The organism is Bradyrhizobium sp. 215_C5_N1_1, from assembly GCF_052075935.1.
Lineage (GTDB): Bacteria > Pseudomonadota > Alphaproteobacteria > Rhizobiales > Xanthobacteraceae > Bradyrhizobium > Bradyrhizobium barranii.
This window is the reverse complement of the sequence record NZ_CP197228.1, coordinates 5,011,619-5,035,601: the sequence shown is the minus strand read 5'-3', so window position 1 is coordinate 5,035,601 and position 23,983 is coordinate 5,011,619. Positions and strand designations below refer to the sequence as shown.

Below are 23,983 nucleotides of genomic sequence, written 5' to 3'. Positions count from 1 at the left end.
CTTTGACATATGTCAACGTTGCCGTGGAAGGCAGCGGAGTTGCCATTTCGGTCAGCGCCCAGCCGACGCGCAACGAGAATTTGCCCAACTGCCCGCACATCGTCGCAAAGAAGAGCCGCTGGCCTTGGGGGGAAGCCAGCGGCTCTGGTAGGGGCATTGTGCATAGTGGGTGCTATGCAAACTCTCAATCCAGGCCAAGGTACGCGTCTGATTCAGATCAAACCTGGACAATCCGTCATTCGACGGGTCCGTCATCCAGCAACCAATGGTGCAGGGCGCGTAGAGGTGGGCCGTGCGGCCCACCGAGATCAGATGCCAAGCGCGCTGGAGATTTCGCCGAGGGTTGCTTTCTCGGCGTCGCTGACCTGAACACCCCCACCAAACCACCCTCCGCCTTCCGATGCAGCCTCAGCCGTCTTTTGACTAATCTGACGCAGCCAGCCCTTGAAAGCCGCGGCATCATCCGGAGCTTTCGCAGCAAGCAGCGCCGTGACTTCATGCAACGATGCGATCGTCTTGGTCTTGATCTCGGCCGGCGTGCTCTTGCCGAGCTCTGCCTTCAACCCGTCATGAGCCGCGGCCCGGCCGTCGCTCGTCTGGAAGTCGGCGACCACAGCCTTTACCAAGGGGTTGGCATTGGGATCGGTGGCCGCCTGGGCGAGCGCGGTGCCGCCAGCAAATGATTCCTTCAGAAGGCCAAACAATCCGCTCGGTTCGGCAGCCGTAATGGCCATTCCAGCATTCATCGGGCTTCTCAGGAGGAGCGCCCATTCATCCTTGGTGAAACTGGTCTTGTCGGCCATGGAGTCTTCTCCTTTCATCTTGCAGGACGGGAGGGTGGGAAACACGTCCCGTCCTGAAGTGTGGCGAGTTTATTGCGTGTGACGTCTCTGGCTTTCAGGCTTTCGCCAACTGGTCGAGCTTGGCACGAAGATTGTCGATCACTGGCTTTGCGATCGTGCCGGCCGGTGTCGCCGAGACCTTGTCGCACATCTGATTGATGGCCGGCGCCGCCGCGACGATCAGCTTGGCAAGCGCGCGTCGCGCTTCCGGAGAAAGCTTGGCAGCTCGTGCCGTGACGCCATCCAGCTGTGAGATGGCGTCGTTGATCTTCGGCAGGGCCGCCTGCGCGCTAGCTTCATCGGTGATGGTCGGCAGTTGAGCCTGCAGCGTACCAAGGGACGAATTGACCTGGTTCGCCAGATTCACGCCGTCAACGGTCAGATCCGCGGGCGCCATGCCCACAGTTCCGGTTGAGGGCCGCGTAATGTTTGTACTCTGAGCGACCGTCGGCTCGGTCGGACGCTGAAGCGCATATATGGCAAGCCCGGCAACGATAACGAGCGCGGCGAGCCAATATGGCCATTGCGACCGGCCGGCGGCCATGGCGGCCTGGCTCGCGCCAGTAGCGCCGGAAACGCCGGCGATCCGGCTCCCTGTGGCGGCGGCCGAGGCCATTCCACTGCGTGCCTTGTCGATCAGGCCCGCGGCGCCGAGTTGATCACTGAGGCCCGATGGAATCGCCGCCATGATCTGATCTTTCTGCGAGCGCAGAAGCGATGCCAGTCCGTTTGCATCCATCCCGGCGTCATGCTGCTGCTTGCCGAGCATACCCACGACCAGCGGCCCGACCACGGCGAGTAACGACTTGCCGCCGCCATCGCCCATTCCCGCGAAACTGCCGATCGCCTGGGCCATGGTATCCATGGTTCGGCCTCCAAGCAGTCCGGACAACATGCTTGAACCCGTCTGAGCCAGGTCCGGGGCGCCGGCGTTGCGCAACATATCCAAGGGATTGCTGCCTTGCTGTTGTGACAGCAGTTTTGACAGTTGATTGGCGCCGGCCGGGGTTCCGACCAGATCCGACAGGCTGGCCAGTATTGTCGGGATGGCCGCTATTGCGGCCTTCTGCGTCGCGCTTCGGTCCATCCCAAGAAAGGAGGAAATCTGCGCAATGACTTCAGGGGTCAGGAGCTGTTGTGCAGCTGAAATGAGATTGACGGCCATGGCGGTCTCTCCACTACGTTGCAGGTCTGTTGGTTGCCCCCTAATTCGCGAATTTGATGTGACAGGCGTCGATGGTTCCGAACGGCGCCTATCGCCCAAGTTGAGATTGCATCGATAGTTCGACTCCTTGATCCAGATCAAAGGTCTTGGGTGCAGGGCAAATGCGAAGAGTTCGGCGCGAGATATCCAGTGCGCTGCGGCCCATCAGGCGGACCTGGTTGAGAGGCATCGATGTTTCGCTGACGGGCCAGGATTGGCTATCGGCTCCGAGCACCGCAATGCCCGCTAGCGGGCATGATGACGCGCAGTGGGATTGTACCAGAAGACAATTGTTCGTCGCGCGGACATCCACGTTACTGGCAGTGCGCGGGTGGGCTGCGGTCCGCGCCTCGATGACGGTCCCGGAACCTCACACTCAACCCAAGTCCGGGGCCGTCGTTTGGATAATCCAAATTGATCAGAAGGATCGTCGACCGCGTATCGAACTTCGCCAGTTTCTTGCTCGCAAGCCCTGGATGCGGGCGCGCGGCGCTAGCTTGCCCGCGCTGCGGATGTGAAGCCTCCCGCGAGAACGTTCAGCGGGGACGAGCTAGGGGATGCTCTCACCTGATTTGCGAGCAATGCGGAAAGACCAGTGATATTGCAGGATGGCGGCTGCAGGGGCTTTCCGAGCAAGGCTCAGGACCACTTATCGGATGAGCTATGTCCGCCGGCCCGGGGCGAGCGCTGAGGCGCCGATATGGGCGCGACGGAATCGTTCCCCGCTTTTGTCGAGCGACGACGCAGGAGCTATGAAGCGTCGCAAGGCGTCTCCTGTCTCCACATGAGCGGCGGTCGAACCGGAAAGCTGGATGATCCATTTGGAGGAGACGGCGATGCGGATGCTCCGTTGGCTAATTCTAGGCAGTGCGGCGATCCTGGCGATCGCCTCGGCTACAGCCCAAACTTACGATCCCAGCCATCCCGTCTGCCTTCAGAGATGGGAGTGGGGTGGCAGCACCTATTTCGAATGCGCTTATACGTCATGGGATCAGTGCCGAGCGTCGGCGATCGGACTTTCCGCGATGTGCGTGGAGAACCCGTATTGGCAGCAACCGCAGGCGAGGCGATCAGGCGGCCGATTGCGTTCATCAACCCCATACTGATGCGCCCGGCGACAACGGCGATGCAGCAGACACCGACCGTCGCATGGAGCCGGTACGGGAAGTGACCGGACCTATTCGATAGCATCGTCGGCGCGCGCGAGCAGTCAGGCCGACACGTCCGGGCTAAAGACCCCGCCGCGGCACACGAGCCGGCGATCAAGTCGCACCACATTTGCGGGCGCGCCGGAATCGTTCGCTGCCTTTGGCGCGCGACGACGCAGGAGGAATAAAACGCCGCAGAGCGTCGCCTTTTTCCATACGACGCGGCAGTAGAAAATTCCGGAATGGCCGTCGAACGACAACACAAACTCGTCGGCAAATATGTAGTACGGCGTGGAAATGCGGGCACCCAAGGCGTTGATATCGCGCACCAGGCACGGATGAGTCCCGTGAATTTCACCAAACGATAGCCGCGCGGCCCGGTTGATCGGTATGCGCTTCATTGCACGACGTTCGATCATGGCGAGATGCTCCCAATGAAAGACGATCGCACTCGACGAAGTCACTTTCCCGGTCCCGCCGATATCCGGAAAACGGCAATTCCCGCACGTTGATCTGTGCGGCTCACGCTAACAAGCAGCGTTGTTGTCTTATTAAAATTGGATCGAATTGGTGGTTAATTCGAACGGCTTGACGACGATGTTACCAGAGGATGGTCGTGCTTTCGACTTGGCCCGGCCATCTGATCTGTGCCGCACGGACACACATATGTGGATGCCCGGGACAGGCCCGGGCACGACGGAGTTGCAGAGTGTCCGTGCAGCAGTGGCGAACCAGCGGCGATCAGGCGCCGACCTCGCACTTCTTCATGAAGCTGTTCTTGGCGGCACCGGCAAGCGGCTTGCCGTCGGCGCTGACGGCCTTGGGCGTGCAAGCGTCGGCCTTGCACTTCTTCATGAACGAGGTCTTGGCGGCGCCGGCGAGCGCCTTGCCGTCCTTGCCGACCGCCTTGCTCTCGCAGGTGTCGTCCGCGAGGGCCGAGCCCGCTGCAAAGGTGGCGACGATCGCTGCGAGAAAAATCCGCTTCATCATGGGTGTCTCCCTAGGACAAAATTACCAAGCGGATTGGAACCGCGAATCGTGGCGCAATCAAGCAGGATCGATGCGCGCCACGACCGATGTCGCGGATTTTTCCATTCATCTGCGGTTCAGATTCCGCGCGCGAGCAGTGTCTTGAAATCGGCCCGTGCGCGTTGCGCCTCGGCCTTCGCGGCCGCGGAAGCATCGCCAAGGCCGAAATAGCCGTGGATCAGGCCGGGGCCCTCATGGTGCTTGACGCGGACGCCGGCGGCCTCCAGCGCCCGTGCATAGGCCGCGCCTTCGTCGCGCAACGGATCGAACCATGCGGTGGTCACGATCGCGGGCGCGAGCCCTTTGAGCGAAGCGGCGCGGAGCGGCGAGACCCGCCAGTCGGCGGCATCCTTGGGATCGGCGAGATAGTGGCCGCAAAACCATTCCATCGTCGCGCGTGTCAGAAAATAGCCGTCGGCATTCTCGGTGCGTGACGGATAGGGCGCGTTCTCGCGCGCATCCGCGTAGCCCCCGACGACGTCGGTCACGGGATAGACCAGCAGTTGGGCCGCGAGCGTGATGCCGGCGTCGCGGCAGGCGATCGCGGTGGCGGCTGCGAGATTGCCGCCGGCGCTGTCGCCGGCAACGCCGAGACGCTTTGCATCGCCGCCAAATTCCGCGACGCGGTTGAAGATGTCACTTGCGGCAGCGAACGCGTCCTCGAAGGCGCCGGGAAAGCGCGTTTCCGGCGGGCGCCGATAATCGACGGAGACGACGACCGCGCCGGTTTCGATCGCGAGATTGCGCGCCTGCCGGTCGTGGGTTTCGAGATCGCCCGCGACCCAGCCGCCGCCGTGGAAGAAGACTACGGTTGGCGCAGGATTGGGGCCGACGCGATAGACACGTGCATCGAGCGGCCCGGCGCCGCCTTTCACCTTGATATCCTGCACCGTGTCGACGGGGGGCGGCGGCACATCCGCACGCGAGGCAGCCAGTGCGCGCAAGGCATCGCGCGCGCTCTGTGGCGTCATCGTGGTGGGATCGCGCAGCGGCAGCAGCGGAATGATCTGGGCGATGACGGGATCGAGCGGTGCGGGCATTTGCAGGTCCTCGCTGGGTTCTTGGTCTTGCTTGCGGGGTAGCATAGATTTGGCGTACCGCATCGGCAACCGGTTACGCGTTACAATTGCAATGCCGCGGAATGAACGGTCAGGGAGGTCAAGAGTTGGAATTCGAAACGCTGGTCCAGTCGCGCCGCAGCGTGCGCGGTTTCAAGCAGCAGCAGGTATCCCGCGCGGTGATCGAGGCGATCATTGAGAGCGCCAAGCGCGCGCCGTCGTCGATGAACACCCAGCCCTGGCATGTGCATGTGCTCACAGGCCCTCCGCTTGAAGAGCTGCGCCGCCGCAACATGGAGGAGATGGTCGGCGGCGCCAAGGTCAAGCGCGACATCATCAGCCATGGCGAATACCAGGGCATTCATCGCACCCGGCAGGTCGACATCGCCAAGAAGCTGTTCGGCGCGATGGGAATTGCGCGCGACGACAAGCCAATGCGGCAGGACTGGGTGCTGCGCGGCTTCCGCCAGTTCGACGCGCCGGTCTCGCTGGTGCTGACCTATGACCGCGTGCTGGATCCCGGCGCGGTCTGCCATTTCGATCTCGGCGCGCTCTGCTACGGCATCGTGCTCGCGGCCTGGGATCGCGGTCTCGGTTCGGTGATCAACGGGCAGGGCATCATGCGCTCCGACATCGTGCGCGAGGTCGCGAGGATTCCGGAAGACGAGGTCATCATGACCTGTGTCGCGATGGGTTATCCCGACGACAGTTTCGCCGCGAACGCCGTTCGCTCCGATCGCGAGGGCAACGACGATTTCGTGCGTTATGTCGGCTTTGCCGACTAGCGCGGGAAGTCACAGATGCTCAGAGCCGGCTGACGCTGCGAGGCGGCGGAGGCGGCAGAGGGGAGATTATTCTCTCGTCGATTTTTTTTGATGCTGAGCCGCTGGTGGCCTCTTGCAATCTCGATCGCGCGGGAGGAACAATACGGGGAGTGAAAGGTTTGTTGCTGGCGCGAGGGAATCGACATGCGGCGGCTGGCTAGCCTGGTTCGACGGTTCTTCGGTCCGCGACCGCGGTATCCGATCGATGATGATCCAAATCTTCCCTTCACACCCGATGAGCTCGGCAAGCTGATCCGGAGTGGCAGACGCGAGGACATGAAGCTGCTTGCGGAAGGACTGGCCTCCCGGTCGATTCCGCACCGCGCCAAATACCGGGCCACGCACTAAGCGCGGTTCGTGACGAGGTCCTCGCTGCGGGATCGCCCAGCCTGCGCGGTTATCGCGTGAGCGCAACCTCCTTGAACGAGGTTACGAGGGCCTTCTCCAGCTTTCCGGTCATCCCGCAAAGAATGTTGTAGGCCTCGGTGCGCGGCATTGTCGGCTTGTAGTGCCGGTGTTCGATCAGCGCGGCGAAGATGTCCGAGATCGTCAGAATGCGGACGATGTCATTGATGCTCTCGCCGCACAGCGCGTCAGGATAACCGCTCCCGTCGAGATATTCGTGATGATGCCGCACGGCGTCGAGAATCTCGGGCGAGATTTTCTCGTGATCCTTCAGAAACTCGTAACCCGCCGCCGGATGCTTCTCGATCATGGCGCGTTCGTCGGCGTCGAGGCGGCCGGGCTTGTCGAGGATCGCAAGCGGAATCTGCGCCTTGCCGATGTCGTGGAACATGGCCGCGGAATACAGCCGCTCGAGATCGGCTCGCCCGACGCCGAGGCTCAGTCCGAAGTCGATCGCCACGCCGGTCACGAGCAGGCAATGCTGGTAGGTTCCCTCATGGTGACGCCGCACGGTGGCAAGCCATTCGGACAGGCCGTGCTCGGTGATGCGGTCGGCGATCCTGCGGCCCGCTTCCTTCGTGCCGTCGACGTCGAGGGGCTCGCCGAGCGTGACGGCCGTGAACATCGACGCGATGGCGGTCGCCGCGGCTTCGACGGCGTTGTCCGGTTGCGCTGCGTCACTTGAGCCAGCAGAGGCCGGTTCGGCCGGGTCAGCCAGCGCTGCCAGCAGCTTGCTCTTGTTGAGAGCCCCGGGAAGAACGAGGGTGGCGCCGAGTGCGTAGGCCTGCGAGATGCCGACGTGAGACGAGTGCTCGACGAGGAAGATGCGCTTCGTGGCTTTCGCCAGCTTGCCGGCGCGCTTCTTGATGGCCGCGATGGTGCCGACGTCACGCAGCTCCGCGCGAACCACGACCGCGAATGGCACTTGTGACAGCCTGGCTTCCGCATCGAGCCGTTCGCCGGCGACGGTAAATTGCCGTTCGAGGGCCGAGCAGACGCCCGCCAGCTTGTCGGACGAATCGGCCAGCACATGCACAAACGGGCGAACCGCTTCCGTCGTTCGGACGCCGCCGTCATTTTTGGCGGGGCTGGATATGGTTCGGGCACTCTGCACGGCGGACCAGACTATGGTGACATTGAATGAGCTCGATGAATTCTGGAGCCTATTTGCTCGGCGTGGAGTTTGGCGCGGCAGCCGCCTTTGCGCTCGCCGGCTTCTTCTTGCCGTCTGCGGTGATGAAGTGCACGCCGGCCATGGTGCCGTCGATCCACACCAATTCGCACCGCCGGTAGGCAAGACCCGTCGATGACAGCAGCATGAAGAATTCCTTGGCCTGGAGCACGTCGAGCGTCCCTTCGACCTCGATCTTGGCGCCACTTTGCGACACGTCGAGCAGGAAGCAACTGCGTCGCCAGGTGCCGTCGGAGCCCATCAGATTGACAGCCTGCTTGTGATCCATCCGTACGCGAAGCGCCTTTCGACCGTCGAACCTCATCGGCTAACCCCCATTTTTGTGCCGCGATGTCCCGCATCGCTTGGGTTGGCACTCGCTGCAATTTCCCCCCAGCGCACTGTCCATTGGCTGGTCGACAAGAGAAGCGTTTCGAAAATCTGCTGCGCCCGTTCGCGCTCGACGAAGGAGAGCCGTGAGCCACTACGGTTGCTCAGGATTGCAAGCGTGGTGGCCCAGTTCAGCCGTGCGGCCCGGCAGGCCATGACGAGGCCCTCGCAATCGTCATCGGTCATGACATGCTCCACGATCTCGATCGGAGCGCCGGAGAGCACGGAGAGCGCCGTGAACAGATTGGCCGTCTCGCCGCGGATCGTGAAGCGGTTGACGGTGGAATCGTTGAGCTTGCCGACGCGGCTGAGGGCGACGATCTCCGGCCTCGCGCTCGCATAGTCGGCCGGGCAGGGCAGTTTGGGCGGAACAAGCGCGGCGCGTTGTGCGGGCGGAATGGTGGATGCGTTGGCCTTGGCCGGCGCCTTCGGGGCCGGCGCCTTCTGGGACAGCAGCTTCCGGACGACCAGGTCGGGCGTGCCGGGCCGCAGCACCAGCGCCTTGGCAATCTCGCCGTCCGGATCGGCCCTGGCGATCAACGCGGTGTAAGCTGCCTCGGAGAATTGGGTTCCCGGGTTCTCGATCAGCGCAAGGCAGATCGGGCCGCCGCGCTTGATCAGCGCCTCGGCCACTTCAGGCTCGATCGAGTTGCGCGCGGCGATCGCGCGTTGGTGCCGCTCGCCGCACGAGGCCGCGATCGCCGCGAGATCGGCGGCGGAGACTGCCTGCGATTTGAGGAGGACAGGACAGGCCACGTCCGGGTCGTCGTGCGAGGCAAGGCGCTGCAATGTCTCGGGCGGGGCCACCTTGAGCTCGGCAAGCGCCGTGCTGAGTTGGACGAGCGCCTTGGCCTCGACGCGTTCCGTCAATCGCAGCAGAACGCCGTCAACCACGCCGGCGAGCAATTCCTGAGGCCGGTCGCGGCTACCGGTGAGCAACTGCACAATGCCGGATAGGATGCGTGCACAGCGGTCCGGCGGGCAACTAGCGACCGCCTGTTCCAGCTCAACCAGAATATCAGCAGGCAAATTTGCCATCATGGCAGGGGCCTGACTCAAAAAAATCGCGACTATCCAATGACCTTCATTCCGCCTGACATGCGTTAATTTGAAATTTAGAGCTTGATCGACGGGGTATCAGCGCACCGCTGGCGGCGCTGGAAACGCTATCGAAATTCGGCGAGACTCGATGCGGCGACTTGTCCTTTGAACGGGACCCTCGCCAACTGAACGAGACGAATTAGGATGATTCTTTCGGTCGAACGGGACAACCGAAAGGGGGAAACTCGGCCGGCATCGCCGCCGGACGCGCGTTGGTTACGACGCGACGTTTCACATTGCCATGAACGATATTGCGCCCAGGGTATTTCGCTTCTCCGACGTCGATGAATTTCGAAATGCCATACGAGGCCTGAATTTCGAGTTCACGCCCTTCGTACGGAGGATTTCGGCCGAGCAGACCATTCTGTCGCTGCCCGGTTGCGACGTGAATTTCACGCGGGCGTTTCCCCGCGTCGTCGACGCGCAGCTCGTCGAGAATTGCACCGCCATCGGATTCACGATGGATGAGCTCAACGTGCCCATCCGCTTCAACGGCTCGCAGCGGGCCCGACCGGTCATCGTCATCGGCAGCGGCGGCGCCGCCTACACCACCATCGAGGAGGTGGAGCGGCAAATTGCCTCGGTGGTGTTCAGGCCGGGGGTGACGGATCGCGGCTGGCCGCACGCGACATCCAGCTTCAAAATATTTGAAACGACGGCCGCGAGCCTGAACCGGCTGCGCAGCCTGGTCCGGGAGGTGCTGGCTGCTGCGTCGGAGCCGATCGGAGCCGCGGACGTGCCGCTGAAGGCTGCAGCCATGAAGGAGTCCCTGCTTGGCGCCGTCGACGACGCATTCGAAAGCGTCGTTGCCGCGCGATGGACCCTGCGTCCCAATGACGAACGCAATTTCAGGATCTTCCGGGAGATCCGCGCGCTTCTGTCCGACGACCTCTCGCAGCCGATCTACAGCGAGGAGATCGCGCGCAAGCTCAACCTGTCCGTCCGCACCCTGCACGACGTCGTCCGCCGCTATCGCGGCATGAGCCTGCATCGCTATTTGCGCCTGCGCCGGTTGTGGCTGGTGCGTCAGCGCCTGCTCGCCGGTGCCGACAGCGTCAAGGCCGTCGCACTGGCGTTCGGCTTCTGGCATCTCAGCGACTTCTCCAGAAGCTATCGCGACCAGTTCGGCGAGACGCCGTCGCAAACGCTGGAGCTCGGACGACAACGGTAGCGCGGCAAATCGGTTGAGGCCGTACCGCCGTTTCGTGCTAGCGTCCCGGCCATGAGCAATCGCATCCTCGTCCTCTACGGCTCCTACCGTTCCGACCGCATGGGCGTCCGCCTTGCGAATTTCGTCATCGATCGCCTGCGCCAGCGCGGCGAGGAGGTCGAGTTCATCGACGCCAAGGCGATCGGCCTGCCGATGCTCGACCGCATGTACAAGGAATATCCCAAGGGGACGGCACCCGAGGCGCTCGAGAAGCTGGCGGGGCAGATCCGCGGCGCCGACGGCTTCGTCTTCGTCACCGGCGAATACAATTGGGGCATCCAGCCTGGCCTGAAGAACCTCACCGATCACTTCCTGGAAGAGTGGTTCTGGCGCCCGGCCGCGATCGTGAGCTATTCGGCCGGCCGACTGTCCGGCGCACGCGCCTCGACCGCCTGGCATGGCACGCTGTCGGAGATGGGCATGGTCGTGGTGTCGAGCACCATCGGCGTCGGCCCGATCGCGCAGACGCTGTCGGCCGAGAGCGAGCCGATCGGCGAGGGCGGCAAGGCACTGGAGCGCTCGTTCCCGCGCTTTGCCGACGACCTGCTGTGGTGGATCGAGGCCGCCAAGGCGCAGCGGACGCGCAAGGCGCCGCCGTACTGATGCCGTATGCTGTTCCGCGCAGGGGGACGGTTGCCGTCAGCGATCTGCCGCGCCAACCATTCAGCCCAATGGAATTGCGTGAGAATTCGGCGTTTCTGCCGCGACTTGAGGCCATGCGTGGCTATGCGGCCCTGTCGGTGCTTGCGTTTCACGCCTGCATGCTGTCTTGGGACATGGTCGCGACCGGAATGGCGCCGGTCGTCGTCTTCTTCGTGCTCAGCGGCTTCCTTCTCGCGCGATCGCTGGATCGAGATCCCGATCCGGTCACCTTCGTGCGTCATCGCCTGTTCAGGCTGCTCCCTGCCGCTGTCGCGACGGTGCTCCTGCTGACGCTAGCCTATCAAACCTTCGGCTTCTATATCGGCTTTCTGCCCTCGTTCGACCCGTTCAACGTCGTCCTCAATGCGCTCCTCATCAAGAGCGACATCAACGGCGTGATGTGGTCCCTGACCGTGGAGTGCGTCGCAGTTCCGGTGATCCTGATATCCCACGCTCTGCTGAGGCGTCATGGCACGACCCCGGTGTGGCTCCTGGTCACCTTTCTCTTCGCAATTGCGTTCTGGGGACCCTATGTTCACTTGCTGGGCGGCTTCACCAATCTTGCGCCGCTCTACGCGTTCGTCGTTGGCTTGCTCGTACAATCAAGCCGGACCACGCTGACCAGGGGATCGCAACCACCTTGGGCAGCGACGATCGCAGCCATCGCTCTTGTTGTCCTGGTCATAGTGGCGGTTCGCAAGCAGACCGCCGTAACGATCGCGTTTGAAACGCTCTGCGCGTCCGTTCTGATTTGGCTTGCCGCCTTCAGCCCCGGCAAGCTCGTCGCACTGCGGCCGCTGGATCTCGATATCGCCCGGTTCTTTGGACGAATATCGTACAGCTTCTATCTGCTGCACATGATCGGGCTTGCGATCGCGACTCGTCTGCTGCCGGTCGAGCTGGATCCGGTCATCCGCGCAGCGGTCCTGTTCCTGGCAGCGTTGCTGATCACGACGCCGGCGGCCTGGCTGATGTGTCGCTTCGTCGAAGTGCCATTCATTGACCTGGGACGCAGGCGGATCGTGACAAGAGCGGCCTGATGCCGCCGGCCGCTCTTAGGCGGCCCTGACCTCGCCGAGGAAGCGGTCGAACTGGCCGGCGAGATCGCGCGACTGGGTCGAGAGCTGCTCGGCCGCGCCCAGCACTTCTCTTGCGGCCGCACCGGTGTCGTCGGCGGCGCGCTGCACGCCCGATATGTTGGTGTTGACCTCCTGGGTGCCGCGCGCGGCTTCCTGCACGCTGCGGGAGATCTCCCGGGTCGCCGAACCCTGTTCCTCGATCGCAGCGGCAATCGCGGTGCCGATCTGGTCGATCTCGGCGATGACGTCGGCGACGTTGCGGATCGCGTTCACGGTCTCGTCGCTTGCGGACTGGATCGCGGTGATCTGCTCGGAGATTTCGGTGGTGGCCTTGGCGGTCTGGCCCGCCAGCGATTTCACTTCGGATGCGACGACCGCAAAGCCGCGGCCGGCGTCGCCGGCGCGGGCGGCTTCGATGGTCGCGTTGAGCGCCAGCAGATTGGTCTGCTCGGCGATGCTCTGGATCAGCGTGACGACGTCGCCGATCTTCTGGGCACCCTCGGCGAGCGCGCGCGCGGTGTCGCCGGTGCGGCGGGCGTTGTCGACGGCGCGCGCCGCGATCTCGGTGCTTTGTGCCACCTGACGGCCGATCTCGGAGATCGAGGAGGTCAGCTCTTCGGTCGCGCTCGCGACCGTCTGCACGTTGGTCGAGGTCTGCTGCGAGGCGGCGGCGACGACCGCGGCCTGGCTGTTGGTCTGGGCCGCCGTCGAGGTCATCGACTGCGCCGTGCTTTCCATGGTGGAGGAGGCGCGGGAGAGGCCGCCGACGAGCTCGGTGACCTTGGCCTCGAATGCACGGGTGAGCCCGTCGAGCGCCTGGGCGCGGCGCATCTTGCCGTCGTTCTCGGCCTGCTTCTCGGCTGCGAGCCGGTCGGCCCGGATCATGTTGTCCTTGAACACCTGGACGGCGGAGGCCATCCCCCCGATCTCGTCGGAACGCTCGGCGCCGGGGATCTCGTCCGCAACGTCGCCGTCGGCAAGGCGGGACATCCGCGTCGTCAGGCTGACGATCGGGGCACAGACGCGGCGGCGGACCATCACGATCAGGCCCGCGCTGGCGATCAGCACGGCGAGGAGGCCAGCGAGGGCGATGGTGAAGCTGGTGCGCGCGGCGGAGGAAGCGCCGGCGAGGATCTGCTCGGCATTGTCGTAGAAGGCGTCGCGGACGCCGATGATGGACCCGAGGCCCTTCTGGGACGCCACGTAGAAGGTCTCGACATCGTGCTCGTATTTGCCGCTGACGGCGCCGTCCTTGACGAGCTTCATCTCGCGGCCGAATTCCTCGACATAGTTCGAGTTCATTGTCTCCAGCGCCGCGGCGACGTTAGCCGGAGTTGCCGCATTGCCACGCAATTCCATCAGCGACATCACGATCTGGTCGTTGCGGCCCTGCATGCGGGCCATGTCGGCCTTCTCGGCGTCGTTGGCCACTTTCTTCGCGCCGACAAGGTTCTTGTGCACGCTGGAATTGAGGCCGCCGACGTCGCGCAGCGTCATGGCGATGTTGGCGTAGTTGGACTGGCGATAGGCGTCGCCGTTCAGGATTGCGATACGGCGGACCTGCTCGTTGAGCAGCGCGGTGACGCCGGCATTGAGCACGGCATTGTCGGCGACGACCTTTTTGGCCGCGTCCTTGCGGGCATCCGTAGGTCCTGCGATCGCCTTGTCGATGGCCTCGCGGAGCGCGGTGAATTTCGAATTGATCGCGTCGATGTTGCTGCCGATGGTGGCGCCGTCGTCGAACGGGCCGGGCAGCTCCTTGCGCAGCGCGTTCATCCTGTCGCGGGCGCCGTCGGTCTGCTTGCGCAGCTTGTCGTGCTCGGTGAGCTGCGCCGGATCGACCGTCGCGGGCCCGTAGAGGATGTTGGTGGCAAAGCCGCGCTCGGGATTGAGGTAGCGCGGGATGTCGCTGGCGGCGCGGACGATCGCGAGTCGTCCCTGCGCTTCGGCGATCCTGTCCATCGTCTGGTACTTCGTCACGGCGACGTAGACGGCGAGGCCGCCGCCGACTGTCGAGAGCGAGACGATGGCGGTGGTCAGCAGCGTACCGATTTTCATGATCTGTCCGGCAATTGGCGCGGGGAAGAAAATTATTCTGCGCAAACGATAGGCAGCCGGTGTTAATCCGGAGTTTACGCTGCCGGCCGCCATGCCCCGCCTGCATGCGTCCATTCGTCTAGGCGTAGGTCGCGCTAGCGCGCCGGCCGATCGAGCCTGGCGAGCATCTCCAGCGTCGCGCCGTCGCGCTCGCCTGCGAAATATCGGGCGAGCGCCTGGTCGAAGACGAGTTCGTCGGAGACCGCGCCGAACAACGTCATCGAGGAGCGGAATTTGGCGTCATCGGGCGCGCCGAGGATCGCGTTGATGGTTCGTCCCTCGACGGCAAGCACGAGCGTGGTGCATTCAATGAGTCGCGGACCGAGTACGGGGTGGGCGAGGTAGGCTCTGGCTTCCGCGCGCGAGCCGATTGCGTAGCGCTGCGACATGGTGCTGAAGCCGAGGCCGGCGATCTGCGGGAAGACGAACCACATCCAGTGAGTCTGTTTCCGGCCCCGGGCCAGCTCCCCCTGGACGTCGCGAAAAACCGGGTCCTGGGCCCTGACAAAGCGCTCTAGGTCGAAAGGATCGGTCATTGGATACCTCAAGGGGGGCTTGCCGGCCGCGATTATGCCTAAGTTTTGGCTCCCAATGCGATGGCTGGTATAGAGTCTCCGGACGGGGGTTGGGCCCTCCGGGGGTCGATTTGGGGATCTAATGGTTTCCGACCGCGCAAGCGCCGAAAGGCTGTTGTCGCGCCGCCGTATTGGGCGAGCGGAGACGATACTGCTGTCCTTGGCAGCCGTCGCGCTGGCACTGGGAGCTGCCGCCTGGGTCGCGGACACGGGCGATTCGGCGCCGCTGGTCACTGCCTCACTGCCTCCGGCCACCGCACTGCCTCCGGCCAATGGCCCTTCGTTTGACGACCGTTTCGCTTCGGTATCCAGCAGCCCGCCGGCCCGTGACTTCGGCCTGCGGACGCTGGAGCGCTCCGCGGTGAGCGTGGTCCAGCTCAAGCTGCGCGACGCCAAGGCGATGCTGGCCCAAAAACTCCAGGGCGACGACTGGCGCTCGACCCTGACCGGCTCGACCCTGACCGATGACGACCGGCACGTGGTTGACGAGACCAGGCCGTCGCAGCGCGCCGACGCCATCCCGATGCCGCGCTCGCGCCCGACCCAGGCAGACCTCGCGTCCCAGATCGCCTCGAGCCAGGCCTATGCCGAGACCAATCCCCGGGTCGACAACCGCAACTTCTTCGAGAAGTTCACCGACAAGATCAAGCTGGCCTCGCTGACGCCCGGCGACGGCCTGCTCAGCAGGGCGCCTGATCTCGCCGCGCTCGGCTACGATTCACGCACGGCGGTCTATGACATCAAGGCCAAGGCGCTTTACCTGCCGAGCGGCGTCGCGCTGGAAGCCCATTCGGGCATGGGCGCGTTGATGGACGACCCCAATCATGTCGACCAGCGAATGGTCGGCGCGACCCCGCCCGCGACCTACGATCTGAAGCCGCGTGAAAAGCTGTTCCACGGCATCCGCGCGCTGCGCCTGACGCCGACCGAGGGTACCAGCGCGCTTGGCCGCGTCGGGCTGCTCACCCACAGCTACATGCTCGGACCGCGTGGCGACTCCAACGGCTGCGTCTCGATCAAGGACTATGATCGTTTCCTCAAGGCCTGGGACAATGGTGAGTTCAACCGCCTGGTCGTGGTGCCGAGCCTGAGTGGATCGGCGATAGCCGCGCAGCGCGCGAGCACCGACTCCTGATATTTGCTGGACGGCGGGGGTGCCGTTTCCCCTTCGTTAAGCCCACCTCGTCCAGAAGCAGCCCATGAGTGATCCCCAGAGTTCCGAGACCCCGCTGCGTACGACGTTCAAGATCAAGCTGAACGGCGACACGCTGGCGATTGCGACCGTCGGCCAGGCCTATCAATTCCTCACCAACTTCAAATCGGTCGAGTGGATGGAATTCCGCTCGCTCCATGAAGAGGCGGTCGCGGCGCTCGAAGGCGCCGCCGACAACGCCATGCTCGCGGTGCAGGCGACCAACGCCGTGCGCGCGTTGTTCGTGAGCGCGAAGCTGCTCTGAGCGGCCTTTCAACGCGCTCTCGTCGCCCGGATCGCGCTGCGCGCCATCCCGGCTACGGACGCCAGCAGGCCTTCCGCTCCCGGCTTGAACTCCGCTATAGGAACGGGCAAACGGTCCGCGAAGACCGTCGCCGGACGCCGATATGTTTAAAATTTACCTCCAGGGAGAGACCCCAACATGAAACGCCGTACATTCCTCAAGGGCGGCGCGGTCGCCGGCGCGACGACGCTGGTTGCTGCACCTGCGATTGCGCAAGGCGCGCCCGAGATCAAATGGCGCCTGACCTCGAGCTTCCCGAAGTCGCTCGACACCATCTACGGCACGGCGCAGACCTTCGCGAAATACGTTGCGGAAGCCACCGACAACAAATTCCAGATCCAGACCTTCGCGGCCGGCGAGCTCGTTCCCGGCCTCCAGGCGCTCGATGCCGTCAGCGTCGCGTCCGTCGAGATGGCGCAGACGCCGCTGTATTTCTACATCGGCAAGGAGCCGGCGCTGGCTTACGCCACCGGCGCGCCGTTCGGCATGAACCATCGCCACCAGGAATCCTGGTGGTATTTCGGCGGCGGCGCCGAACTCACCAACGAGGCGTTGAAGCCGTTCAAGACGCACGCCATCCTCTGCGGCAATTCCGGCACCCAGATGGGCGGCTGGTTCCGCAAGGAGATCAAGACCGTCGACGATCTCAAGGGCCTCAAATTCCGCATCGCCGGCATGGGCGGCCATGTGCTGGCCAGGCTCGGCATCGTGCCGCAGCAGCTCGCCGGCGGCGACGTCTATGCGGCGCTGGAGAAGGGCTCGATTGACGCCGCTGAATTCGTCGGTCCCTATGACGACGAGAAGCTCGGTTTCCAGAAGGTCGCCAAGTACTATTACTTCCCCGGCTGGTGGGAAGGCGGCGCGATGCTGCACATGATCGTCAATGACGAGAAGTGGGCGAGCTTGCCGAAGCAGTACCAGGCGATCGTCAATCAGGCTGCGTCTGCGGCCGGCGCCTGGATGCTGGAGAAATACGACAGCGTGAATCCGGCGGCCCTGAAGCGGCTGATCGCCAACGGCGCGGAGCTGAAGGCGTTCCCGCAGCCGGTGCTGGAAGCCTGCTACAACGCGACCCAGGAGCACCTGAACGAGCTCGCCGCCAAGAGCGATTTGTTCAAGCGCACCAAGGAAAGCCACGACGCCTATATGAAGGAGCTGCTGTTCTACACGCAGATCGCAGAAAACTTCTACGACAACTATTTGCTCAGCAAGATGCGCAACAAGACCTGAGTGTGAAGGGGGCGCGGTGGTTACGCCGCGCCCCGCTTCCGTAGCCCGGATGGAGCGCAGCGAAATCCGGGATCTCGCACGTCAACGGCACCGCCCCGGATTACGCTGCGCTCCATCCGGGCTACGGACGCATCGGGCAGCCTACCCCGCGCTCAACCCCAGCTTCGCATAGATCCGCCGCGCATAGGCGCCGAACGCGTCGGTCGTCTTGAGCGGCAGATCGCGCGGGAAGGGCAGGTCGATCGGGAAGTAGTCGGCCATCTTCGCAGGCCCCGCCGTCAGCACGGCGCAGTGCGAGGACAGGAACACGGCTTCCTGGATCGAGTGCGTGACGAAGATGATGGTCTTGCCGCTCTCGCGCCAGATCCGCAGCATCTCCAGATTCATCTGCTCGCGAGTCAAGGCGTCCAGCGCCCCGAACGGCTCGTCCATCAGGATCAGTTTTGGATCGTGAATGAAGGCCCGCGCGATCGCGGTGCGCTGCTGCATGCCGCCCGAGAGCTCTCGCGGATATTTCTGCTCGTAGCCGGCAAGCCCGACCAGGTTGAGCAGATCGCGCGCCCGCTCGCGCGCGGCCTTGATGGGCAGGCCAACGATCTCGGCCGGCAACAGCACGTTGTCCAGGATGGTGCGCCACTTCAGCAGCAGCGCCTGCTGGAACACCATGCCGATGTCGCGGGTCGGATCGAACGGGCTTTTGGCATTGCCAATTCTGACGGTGCCGCCGTCGGCGCCGTGCAGGCCGGCCAAGATCTTCATCACCGTGGTCTTGCCGCAGCCGGAGGGGCCGACCAGCGAGACGAGCTCACCTTCCTGCACGTCCATCGTGACGTCGGACACCGCCAGGAACTCGGCGCCGCCGCTGCGATAGACCTTTCGGACGCCGCTCAGGCTGATGAAGGGCTCGGCGCTCATGCCAGCCATTTGTCCAGATTGGAGGCGACGAACGCATCGTCGCCGAGGTCGGCGTGCTCGCGATAGACGCGGTCGATCTCCTCTTTCTGGCCGGGGCTGAGGCCTTCGTTCGGGTCGAGGCACCACAGGCCCTGCATCAGGCCCTGACGCCGCAGCACCTCGTGGCAACCGGCGATGCAGCCGTGAAAATTGTTGGCGACGTCGAAGAAGGCGCTGTTGCAGTCGGTGACGCGGGCATCGAGCGCGAGCAGATCGGCCGGCACGGCCTCCTTGTGCCGCGCCGCCTTGCAGCGCTCGAACTGTTTGATGGCGCTCGCGGTCCACACCGACCAATGGCCGAGCAGACCGCCCTTGAAATAGGTTCGCGTGGTGATGCCGTTGTCGCGCAGATCGAACGGCAGCATCAGGTCGAGCAGGATGTGGTCGTCGTTGCCGGTGTAGAGCGCGACGCGATCGAGCGCACCGGCCGCCGCGACGCCGCGCAGCACGTCGAGCGTGCGATAGCGGTTGAACGGCGCGATCTTGATCGCGATCACATTGTCGATCGCGGCGAAGCGCTGCCAGAACCGGCTCGACAGGACGACCCCGCCGACGGCCGGCTGGAGATAGAAGCCGACCAGCGGGATCTCGGCGGCGACCGCCGTGCAATGCGCAATGATCTCATCCTCGGAGGCGCTCTTCATCGCGGCGAGACTGAGGAGCCCTGCGTGATAGCCGATATCGCGCGCGGTGCGGGCCTCAGCCGCTGCCTGCCGGGTCGGGCCGGCGAGGCCTGCGACCATCGCCAGCGGACGCTTGGTCCAGTTCGCAGCGGTCTCGGCGGCGAGCTCGAGCACGGGACGGTAGAGGCCGACGTCCCGGATCGCAAATTGCGTGGTGTGGACGCCGACCGCAAGGCCGCCCGAGCCGGCGTCGATGTAGTAGCGCGTCAGCGCGCACTGATGCTTCTTGTCGAGCTGGCGCTCCGCCGTGAGCGCGAGGGGGTGCGCCGGCAGCACGGTGCCGTCGGCGATCAGCTTGCGGACGTCGCTGTTGATCTGGCTGTGGTGCATGATGTCCTATCCGAATTCTGGGCCGGCGACGGCGAATGGCGTATCCTTGGCAGCGATGGTGGCGGGGCCGAACCGCATGCGCTGGAACGGCCGCTCGATGGTCCAGCCCGAGGCGATCAATCCGTCCAGGAATGCGGCTTGCGAGGCAACGGCATCGATCAGAATCGGGCCGGTCTCGGAGCGCGTGATCGCATGAACCAGGGCCAGCGCTGGCGCGGCATTGTTGGCAAACAACGGCCCGATATGGCGCGCGGTTCGGCCGTCGCGAACCAGCGCGATGGCGCCATGCGCGGCGACGATGCGCGAGCCGGAGCGCAGGGCGATGGCGGAGAGGAGCGCAGTGCGGTCGAAACCGGTGGCGCGCCGGTCCCGCGCCCGCAGCGCATCGATGGTGGCCGATGAAGACGGTGGGGCTTCGGCTCGCCCGGATTTCACCAGCTTCAGCCGGCGCAATTGCAGCGTCGGCGTGAATCCGAGCGGCCCGTAGACGGCGGCGCCGTCGGGCGTCGCGTCGAGCCAGCTCGTCAGGCCGTTCTTGCGCGCGGTTTCCAGGCAGGCATCGACGAGCCGGGTGGCGAGGCCGCGGCGGCGATGCGTGCCCGATACCAGCACCATGCTGATCCAGGCGTTGTTGCCGGAATAGGGCAGCAGCGCCGCGGTCGCGACCAGCCGTAGGCCGTCGCGAATACCGAACACCACGCCCTCGTGCAGGAAGATTCGCCAGTCCTCCTCGGTCTGGTTCCAGTGCGCTTCCGTCGACAGCACCAGCCCGGCGATCGCGTCGTCGACGCCGAGCTTGAGGATGGGCGAACCGTCAGTAGCGTCCATCGCGCACCTCGTATTTGGTGGGCTTGCCGAGGCTTGGCATGGAACGCGAGACCCAGTCCGCGGTCCAGGCGATCAACTGCTCGGTGTCCACGACCGGCAGGCCGAACAGCTCGACCGCCCTGGACGTGTCGGTCAGCCATGCCGTGGGTTCCTCCTTGCCTGTCAGCACCGGCGCGCGGCCGAAGCGCGCGCCGAATTTTGCCGCGAGATCTCGCACCGCCAAAATCTCGTGGCCGCTGACGTTGATCGGCGAGCTTGGCGCGGTGCAATGCGCAAGGCAGCGCAGCGCCTGCGAGGAGGCATCGCCCTGCCAGATGAAATTGACGTGGCCGAGACTGACATCGATCGGCGTTCCCGTGAGCACCTTTGTGGCGATGTCGTGCAGCACGCCATAGCGCATGTCGATCGCGTAATTGAGCCGGAACAGGCGGCCCGGCGTTTCAAACTTGCGCGAAAAATACTCGAACATGCGCTCGCGGCCGACGCAGGACTGTGCGTATTCGCCGGGCGGGTTCGGTGCCATGTCCTCGGTCGCGCCTTTGCCGTCGACGGGGACGAAGGGATAGATGCAGCCAGTCGAGAACGCCACGATGCGCGACGTCGGGAAGGCCTGCGCGACGAGGGCCGGCACATGCGCGTTCATCGCCCAGGTCAGCGACAGGTCACCCTCGGCGCCGAACTTGCGGCCGGCCATGAAGACTATGTTGGGTGCCTTCGGCAGGGCCTGAATCGCGCTCTCGTCCATCAGGTCGCAACTGATCGTCTCGACGCCGCGCGCGTGCAGCCAGTCCTTGACGCTCGCATCGCTGAAGCGGGCGACGCCGATGACGCGGCGATCGGGGGCGGCGGCTTTCGCGAGCCCCGCCAGCGTCGGTCCCATCTTGCCGGCGACGCCGAGGATCATGATGTCGCCCTCGACCTTCTTGAGGTCGTCGATCAGCGCCTGGGTCGGCCGGCACAGGAGATCGTCGAGGGCTGCGATATCCGGGATCGTCTTCGGCAGCGTCTGGCGGGTGAGCAGCATGGATCGGTCCTTGTCGTTAGTTCTGCCGTTTCAAGTTTGCCTGGCATCGCCGACCACGAACCTGCGTTCGAGGGCGAGGACCAGGCCGTAGAGAGCGACGCCGAGCAGGGTCAGCAGCACGACGGCCATCACCATCGCGGGCGTGTCGAGCGACGACTGAACCTGGATCATGAGATAGCCGAGCCCGCGCTCGGAGGCGATGAACTCGCCGACGATGGCGCCGGCCACCGCGAGGATGGCGCCGACCTTCATGCCGGAGAACACGTAAGGCAGCGATCCCGGCAACTGGATCTTGCGGAACAGCGTCCAGCGCGAGCCCCGCAGCGATTTGACGAGGTCGAGCAGGTCCGGCTCGACCTCGCGCAGGCCGCGCGCGGTGGTCAGCAGGATCGGGAAGAAGCAGATGCTGAAGGCGATCAAAATGTTCGGCACGATGCCGTAGGAGAACCAGACGATGAAGAGCGGGCCGAGCGCGACCTTCGGGATCATGTTCATCGTCACGAACAGCGGCAGCAGCACGAGGCTCAGCAGCGGTGCCCAGCTGAAGATCACGGCCAGCGCGACGCCGACGAACGCGCCGAGCGCGAAGCCGCCGAGGATTTCGATCGCCGTGACCAGCGTGTTGGCGCCCCAGGCATAGCTCGCGGTGCCCAGCGTCTGCACCGTCGCGAGCGGGGAGGGCAGGATGAATTTCGGCACGTGGAAGGCATCGACCGCGACCTGCCAGAGCACGAGCACGGCGAGATGCACGATCAGGATGATCGCAAAGCTGCGCGAGGTGCGTGCGCCGTCTCCGGTCACCGGTTGCTCCCTGTCACTGCGGCGACGATGCCGCTGGAAGTTAAGCCTAGCCGGCCTTTCGGAAAGTTTCAACCAGTTGGTTGATTAGGGCCGGAGCGAATGCAGCAAGAGGTCGACGACATGCCTGCGGCGGGCGCGCCTTGCCGCCCGGCTCGACAGGTCCTTGCCGAAGATCGCCGACAGCGTCGGCGTGTTGGAGAGATAGAAATAGCTGAGGCCCGCGATCGAGATATAGAGCTGGATCGGGTCGATCCCCTTGCGGAAGACGCCGGTGCGGACGCCCTCGTGGAGGATGTGGGAGACGCTCTTCACCAGCGGCGAATGCATTGCCTCCAGCCGCGTCGAGCCGCGGACGTGGCGGGCGCCGCCGCGGTTCTCGTCGTTCAGGAGCACGATGAAATCGGGGTTTGTCGCGAGGTAATCGAACGAGGCCTCGATCAGCTTCCGGATCGCCTTTTCCGGCGGCAGGCCTTCGAGGTTGAGCTGGCGTTCCTGCTCGCGGATGTCGGCGTAGACCCATTCGAGCACGGCGAGATAGAGCGCGTCCTTGTCGCCGAAGTAGTGGTAGACGAGCTGCTTGTTGACGCCGGCGCGCTCGGCGATCTCGTCGACGCGGGCGCCGGCAAAGCCGTGCCGGGCGAACTCCAGGCGCGCCGCCGTGAGCAGCTTCTTGCGGGTGGCGACGGGATCGCGCCGCTGCGGCACGGTGTCGCCTGAACGTTTTGCGGGCATTTCCAACCAGACAGTTGACAAGTCGAGGGCGGCTTGTTGCATTGGTATCCTCACATGGGGAGAGCGACAAGCCGGGTCGCGGCAATGAGGAGGGATGCGATGAAGCGTTTGCAGGCTGCGGGCTCGGCTTTGGCTTTGGCCCTGATGCTCGGTGCGCCGGCGGTGCCGGCGAGCGCGGGCGAGGCGGTCAACCTGATCCTGAACTGGACGCCGACGGCCGACCATTCGCCGTTCTATTTCGCCAAGGCGCAGGGCTGGTACGAGAAGGCCGGCATCGACCTGACCATCGAGGTCGGCAAGGGCTCCGGCGTCTCCGCCGCCAAGGTCGGCTCGGGCGGCTCAGCCTTCGGCATCGCCGATCTTGCCACGATGCTGGTCGCGAAAAGCAAGGGCGCCGACGACGTCGCGCTGATGAGCATCTACGCCAACACCGGCCAGACGTTTTATTGGCTGAAGAGCTACGGCGTGAATGGCGTGAAGGATTTTCCGAGCCACAAGATCGGCAACCCGCCCGGCGACGCCTCGCGCGTGATGTGGCCGGCTTTTGCGAAGGCCGCAGGCATCGCGCCTGATGCCGTCAGCTTCGTCAATATCGGCCCGACCGCGAAGATCGCGGCGCTAAAGAGCCATACCGTCGACATCATCAGCGACTTCTACAACGAGCACGATCTCAAGGTAATCGAGTTCGGCCCCGATCTCGGCTTCGTCAACTGGAAGGACATCGGGCTCAACCCCTACGGCAATTCGCTGATCGTCAACGGCGCCTATCTCCAGAAGAATCCCAAGCTGGTCGAGGAGTTCGTCCGCGTCTCGCAGAAGGCCTTTGCGGCCTGCGTCGCCGACGTCACGCCGTGCCTGAAGGCGCTGCTCGACCAGGTCTCCGGTCTCGACAAGGAGAACCAGGAGCGCCAGTGGGAGCGCATCAAGTATTTGATGACCGACGAGTTCACGACCACCAAGGGTCTCGGCTGGATCGACGGCGAGCGGATGAAAAAGGACTATGAGCTGGTCCAGACCTATCTCGGCATGGAGAAGCCGTTCGACGTGACCACGGCGTTCACGACGAAGATGCTGGATCCCGCTGTCAAGATGGATGCGAGCAAGGTGAAGAAGTAGGGGGAGCGGTACGC

25 protein-coding genes are annotated in these 23,983 nt (G+C 64.3%); 9 read left to right on the top strand and 16 right to left on the bottom strand.

The genetic code is table 11. The features are described 5' to 3' along the window. Positions 1 to 308: 308 nt before the first annotated feature. Together AB7G19_RS24460 and AB7G19_RS24455 are read right to left on the bottom strand one after the other, a co-directional pair. A complete protein-coding gene (locus AB7G19_RS24460; RefSeq protein ID WP_063983612.1) occupies positions 309 to 803 on the bottom strand; it encodes a hypothetical protein in 495 nt (164 codons plus the stop codon). A gap of 94 nt (positions 804 to 897) precedes the next feature. Beyond that, positions 898 to 2,007 (bottom strand): DUF937 domain-containing protein, encoded by a 1,110-nt coding sequence (locus AB7G19_RS24455; protein WP_441268163.1) that lies wholly within the window; start codon positions 2,005 to 2,007, stop codon positions 898 to 900. Positions 2,008 to 2,858: 851 nt separating this feature from the next. On the opposite strand from AB7G19_RS24455, the gene AB7G19_RS24450 reads away from it, so the two are divergent. Beyond that, positions 2,859 to 3,152 carry a DUF3551 domain-containing protein gene (locus AB7G19_RS24450; protein WP_441268162.1) on the top strand — a complete coding sequence of 98 codons (294 nt, stop codon included), beginning with the start codon at positions 2,859 to 2,861 and terminating at the stop codon, positions 3,150 to 3,152. 104 nt (positions 3,153 to 3,256) lie between these two features. Here AB7G19_RS24450 and AB7G19_RS24445 read toward each other — a convergent pair whose 3' ends face one another. The 3 genes from AB7G19_RS24445 to AB7G19_RS24435 form a co-directional block, all read right to left on the bottom strand. Next, positions 3,257 to 3,613: a PilZ domain-containing protein gene (locus AB7G19_RS24445; protein ID WP_441268161.1), complete on the bottom strand. Its 357-nt coding sequence runs from the start codon at positions 3,611 to 3,613 to the stop codon at positions 3,257 to 3,259. A gap of 322 nt (positions 3,614 to 3,935) precedes the next feature. After that, a complete protein-coding gene (locus AB7G19_RS24440; protein WP_135216116.1) occupies positions 3,936 to 4,184 on the bottom strand; it encodes a hypothetical protein in 249 nt (82 codons plus the stop codon). A 116-nt stretch (positions 4,185 to 4,300) separates the two neighbouring features. After that, complete coding sequence (locus tag AB7G19_RS24435) at positions 4,301 to 5,263, bottom strand: alpha/beta hydrolase (protein ID WP_208071701.1); 963 nt, start codon at positions 5,261 to 5,263, stop codon at positions 4,301 to 4,303. Between the two features lie 125 nt (positions 5,264 to 5,388). On the opposite strand from AB7G19_RS24435, the gene AB7G19_RS24430 reads away from it, so the two are divergent. After that, on the top strand, positions 5,389 to 6,066 hold the full coding sequence (locus AB7G19_RS24430) for a nitroreductase (protein ID WP_441268160.1): 678 nt from the start codon (positions 5,389 to 5,391) through the stop codon (positions 6,064 to 6,066). A gap of 436 nt (positions 6,067 to 6,502) precedes the next feature. Here the strand turns inward: AB7G19_RS24430 and AB7G19_RS24425 are convergent, their stop codons facing one another. The 3 genes from AB7G19_RS24425 to AB7G19_RS24415 are packed head-to-tail and all read right to left on the bottom strand — an operon-like array spanning position 6,503 to position 9,112. After that, positions 6,503 to 7,624: an HD-GYP domain-containing protein gene (locus tag AB7G19_RS24425; RefSeq protein ID WP_441268159.1), complete on the bottom strand. Its 1,122-nt coding sequence runs from the start codon at positions 7,622 to 7,624 to the stop codon at positions 6,503 to 6,505. A gap of 49 nt (positions 7,625 to 7,673) precedes the next feature. Continuing rightward, positions 7,674 to 8,006, bottom strand: coding sequence for a PilZ domain-containing protein (locus tag AB7G19_RS24420; protein ID WP_028152715.1), 333 nt, complete (start codon positions 8,004 to 8,006; stop codon positions 7,674 to 7,676). Then, positions 8,003 to 9,112, bottom strand: a complete 1,110-nt coding sequence (locus AB7G19_RS24415; RefSeq protein WP_441268158.1) for a DUF2336 domain-containing protein — start codon at positions 9,110 to 9,112, stop codon at positions 8,003 to 8,005. Before AB7G19_RS24415 ends, AB7G19_RS24420 begins: the two co-directional genes overlap by 4 nt. A 301-nt stretch (positions 9,113 to 9,413) precedes the next feature. On the opposite strand from AB7G19_RS24415, the gene AB7G19_RS24410 reads away from it, so the two are divergent. From AB7G19_RS24410 to AB7G19_RS24400, 3 genes are read left to right on the top strand one after another with little or no spacing between them, the layout of a single operon-like run. Continuing rightward, positions 9,414 to 10,343 carry a helix-turn-helix domain-containing protein gene (locus AB7G19_RS24410; protein ID WP_441268157.1) on the top strand — a complete coding sequence of 310 codons (930 nt, stop codon included), beginning with the start codon at positions 9,414 to 9,416 and terminating at the stop codon, positions 10,341 to 10,343. 51 nt (positions 10,344 to 10,394) lie between these two features. Continuing rightward, a complete protein-coding gene (locus AB7G19_RS24405; RefSeq protein WP_439036411.1) occupies positions 10,395 to 10,985 on the top strand; it encodes an NADPH-dependent FMN reductase in 591 nt (196 codons plus the stop codon). Then, a complete protein-coding gene (locus AB7G19_RS24400) occupies positions 10,934 to 12,064 on the top strand; it encodes an acyltransferase family protein (RefSeq protein WP_085399207.1) in 1,131 nt (376 codons plus the stop codon). Before AB7G19_RS24405 ends, AB7G19_RS24400 begins: the two co-directional genes overlap by 52 nt. Before the next feature lie 15 nt (positions 12,065 to 12,079). Here the strand turns inward: AB7G19_RS24400 and AB7G19_RS24395 are convergent, their stop codons facing one another. Next, positions 12,080 to 14,161, bottom strand: a complete 2,082-nt coding sequence (locus tag AB7G19_RS24395) for a methyl-accepting chemotaxis protein (protein WP_441268156.1) — start codon at positions 14,159 to 14,161, stop codon at positions 12,080 to 12,082. Positions 14,162 to 14,295: 134 nt separating this feature from the next. Further along, positions 14,296 to 14,736 carry a DUF1810 domain-containing protein gene (locus tag AB7G19_RS24390; protein ID WP_441268155.1) on the bottom strand — a complete coding sequence of 147 codons (441 nt, stop codon included), beginning with the start codon at positions 14,734 to 14,736 and terminating at the stop codon, positions 14,296 to 14,298. Between the two features lie 190 nt (positions 14,737 to 14,926). On the opposite strand from AB7G19_RS24390, the gene AB7G19_RS24385 reads away from it, so the two are divergent. The 3 genes from AB7G19_RS24385 to AB7G19_RS24375 all read left to right on the top strand — a co-directional run bounded on the left by AB7G19_RS24385 (position 14,927) and on the right by AB7G19_RS24375 (position 17,501). Next, the gene (locus AB7G19_RS24385; RefSeq protein WP_441268834.1) at positions 14,927 to 15,910 is read left to right on the top strand and encodes a DUF2778 domain-containing protein; all 984 of its coding nucleotides are present in this window, start codon (positions 14,927 to 14,929) and stop codon (positions 15,908 to 15,910) included. A gap of 64 nt (positions 15,911 to 15,974) precedes the next feature. Then, positions 15,975 to 16,232, top strand: a complete 258-nt coding sequence (locus tag AB7G19_RS24380; protein ID WP_014495671.1) for a hypothetical protein — start codon at positions 15,975 to 15,977, stop codon at positions 16,230 to 16,232. 177 nt (positions 16,233 to 16,409) lie between these two features. Beyond that, the gene (locus tag AB7G19_RS24375; protein WP_063983601.1) at positions 16,410 to 17,501 is read left to right on the top strand and encodes a TRAP transporter substrate-binding protein; all 1,092 of its coding nucleotides are present in this window, start codon (positions 16,410 to 16,412) and stop codon (positions 17,499 to 17,501) included. A 141-nt stretch (positions 17,502 to 17,642) separates the two neighbouring features. Here the strand turns inward: AB7G19_RS24375 and AB7G19_RS24370 are convergent, their stop codons facing one another. From AB7G19_RS24370 to AB7G19_RS24345, 6 genes are all read right to left on the bottom strand, one after another. Continuing rightward, complete coding sequence (locus tag AB7G19_RS24370; protein ID WP_439034831.1) at positions 17,643 to 18,425, bottom strand: ABC transporter ATP-binding protein; 783 nt, start codon at positions 18,423 to 18,425, stop codon at positions 17,643 to 17,645. Beyond that, the gene (locus AB7G19_RS24365) at positions 18,413 to 19,468 is read right to left on the bottom strand and encodes a dihydrodipicolinate synthase family protein (protein WP_441268154.1); all 1,056 of its coding nucleotides are present in this window, start codon (positions 19,466 to 19,468) and stop codon (positions 18,413 to 18,415) included. The genes AB7G19_RS24370 and AB7G19_RS24365 overlap by 13 nt, the downstream gene beginning before the upstream one ends. Positions 19,469 to 19,474: 6 nt before the next feature. Beyond that, positions 19,475 to 20,296, bottom strand: coding sequence for a GNAT family N-acetyltransferase (locus tag AB7G19_RS24360; protein WP_441268153.1), 822 nt, complete (start codon positions 20,294 to 20,296; stop codon positions 19,475 to 19,477). Further along, a complete protein-coding gene (locus tag AB7G19_RS24355) occupies positions 20,283 to 21,320 on the bottom strand; it encodes an NAD-dependent epimerase/dehydratase family protein (protein WP_441268152.1) in 1,038 nt (345 codons plus the stop codon). The genes AB7G19_RS24360 and AB7G19_RS24355 overlap by 14 nt, the downstream gene beginning before the upstream one ends. Before the next feature lie 30 nt (positions 21,321 to 21,350). Then, positions 21,351 to 22,121, bottom strand: a complete 771-nt coding sequence (locus AB7G19_RS24350) for an ABC transporter permease (RefSeq protein WP_166353007.1) — start codon at positions 22,119 to 22,121, stop codon at positions 21,351 to 21,353. Positions 22,122 to 22,205: 84 nt separating this feature from the next. Further along, complete coding sequence (locus tag AB7G19_RS24345; protein ID WP_063983595.1) at positions 22,206 to 22,853, bottom strand: TetR/AcrR family transcriptional regulator; 648 nt, start codon at positions 22,851 to 22,853, stop codon at positions 22,206 to 22,208. 99 nt (positions 22,854 to 22,952) lie between these two features. On the opposite strand from AB7G19_RS24345, the gene AB7G19_RS24340 reads away from it, so the two are divergent. Beyond that, positions 22,953 to 23,969: an ABC transporter substrate-binding protein gene (locus AB7G19_RS24340; RefSeq protein ID WP_441268151.1), complete on the top strand. Its 1,017-nt coding sequence runs from the start codon at positions 22,953 to 22,955 to the stop codon at positions 23,967 to 23,969. Positions 23,970 to 23,983: the final 14 nt, after the last annotated feature.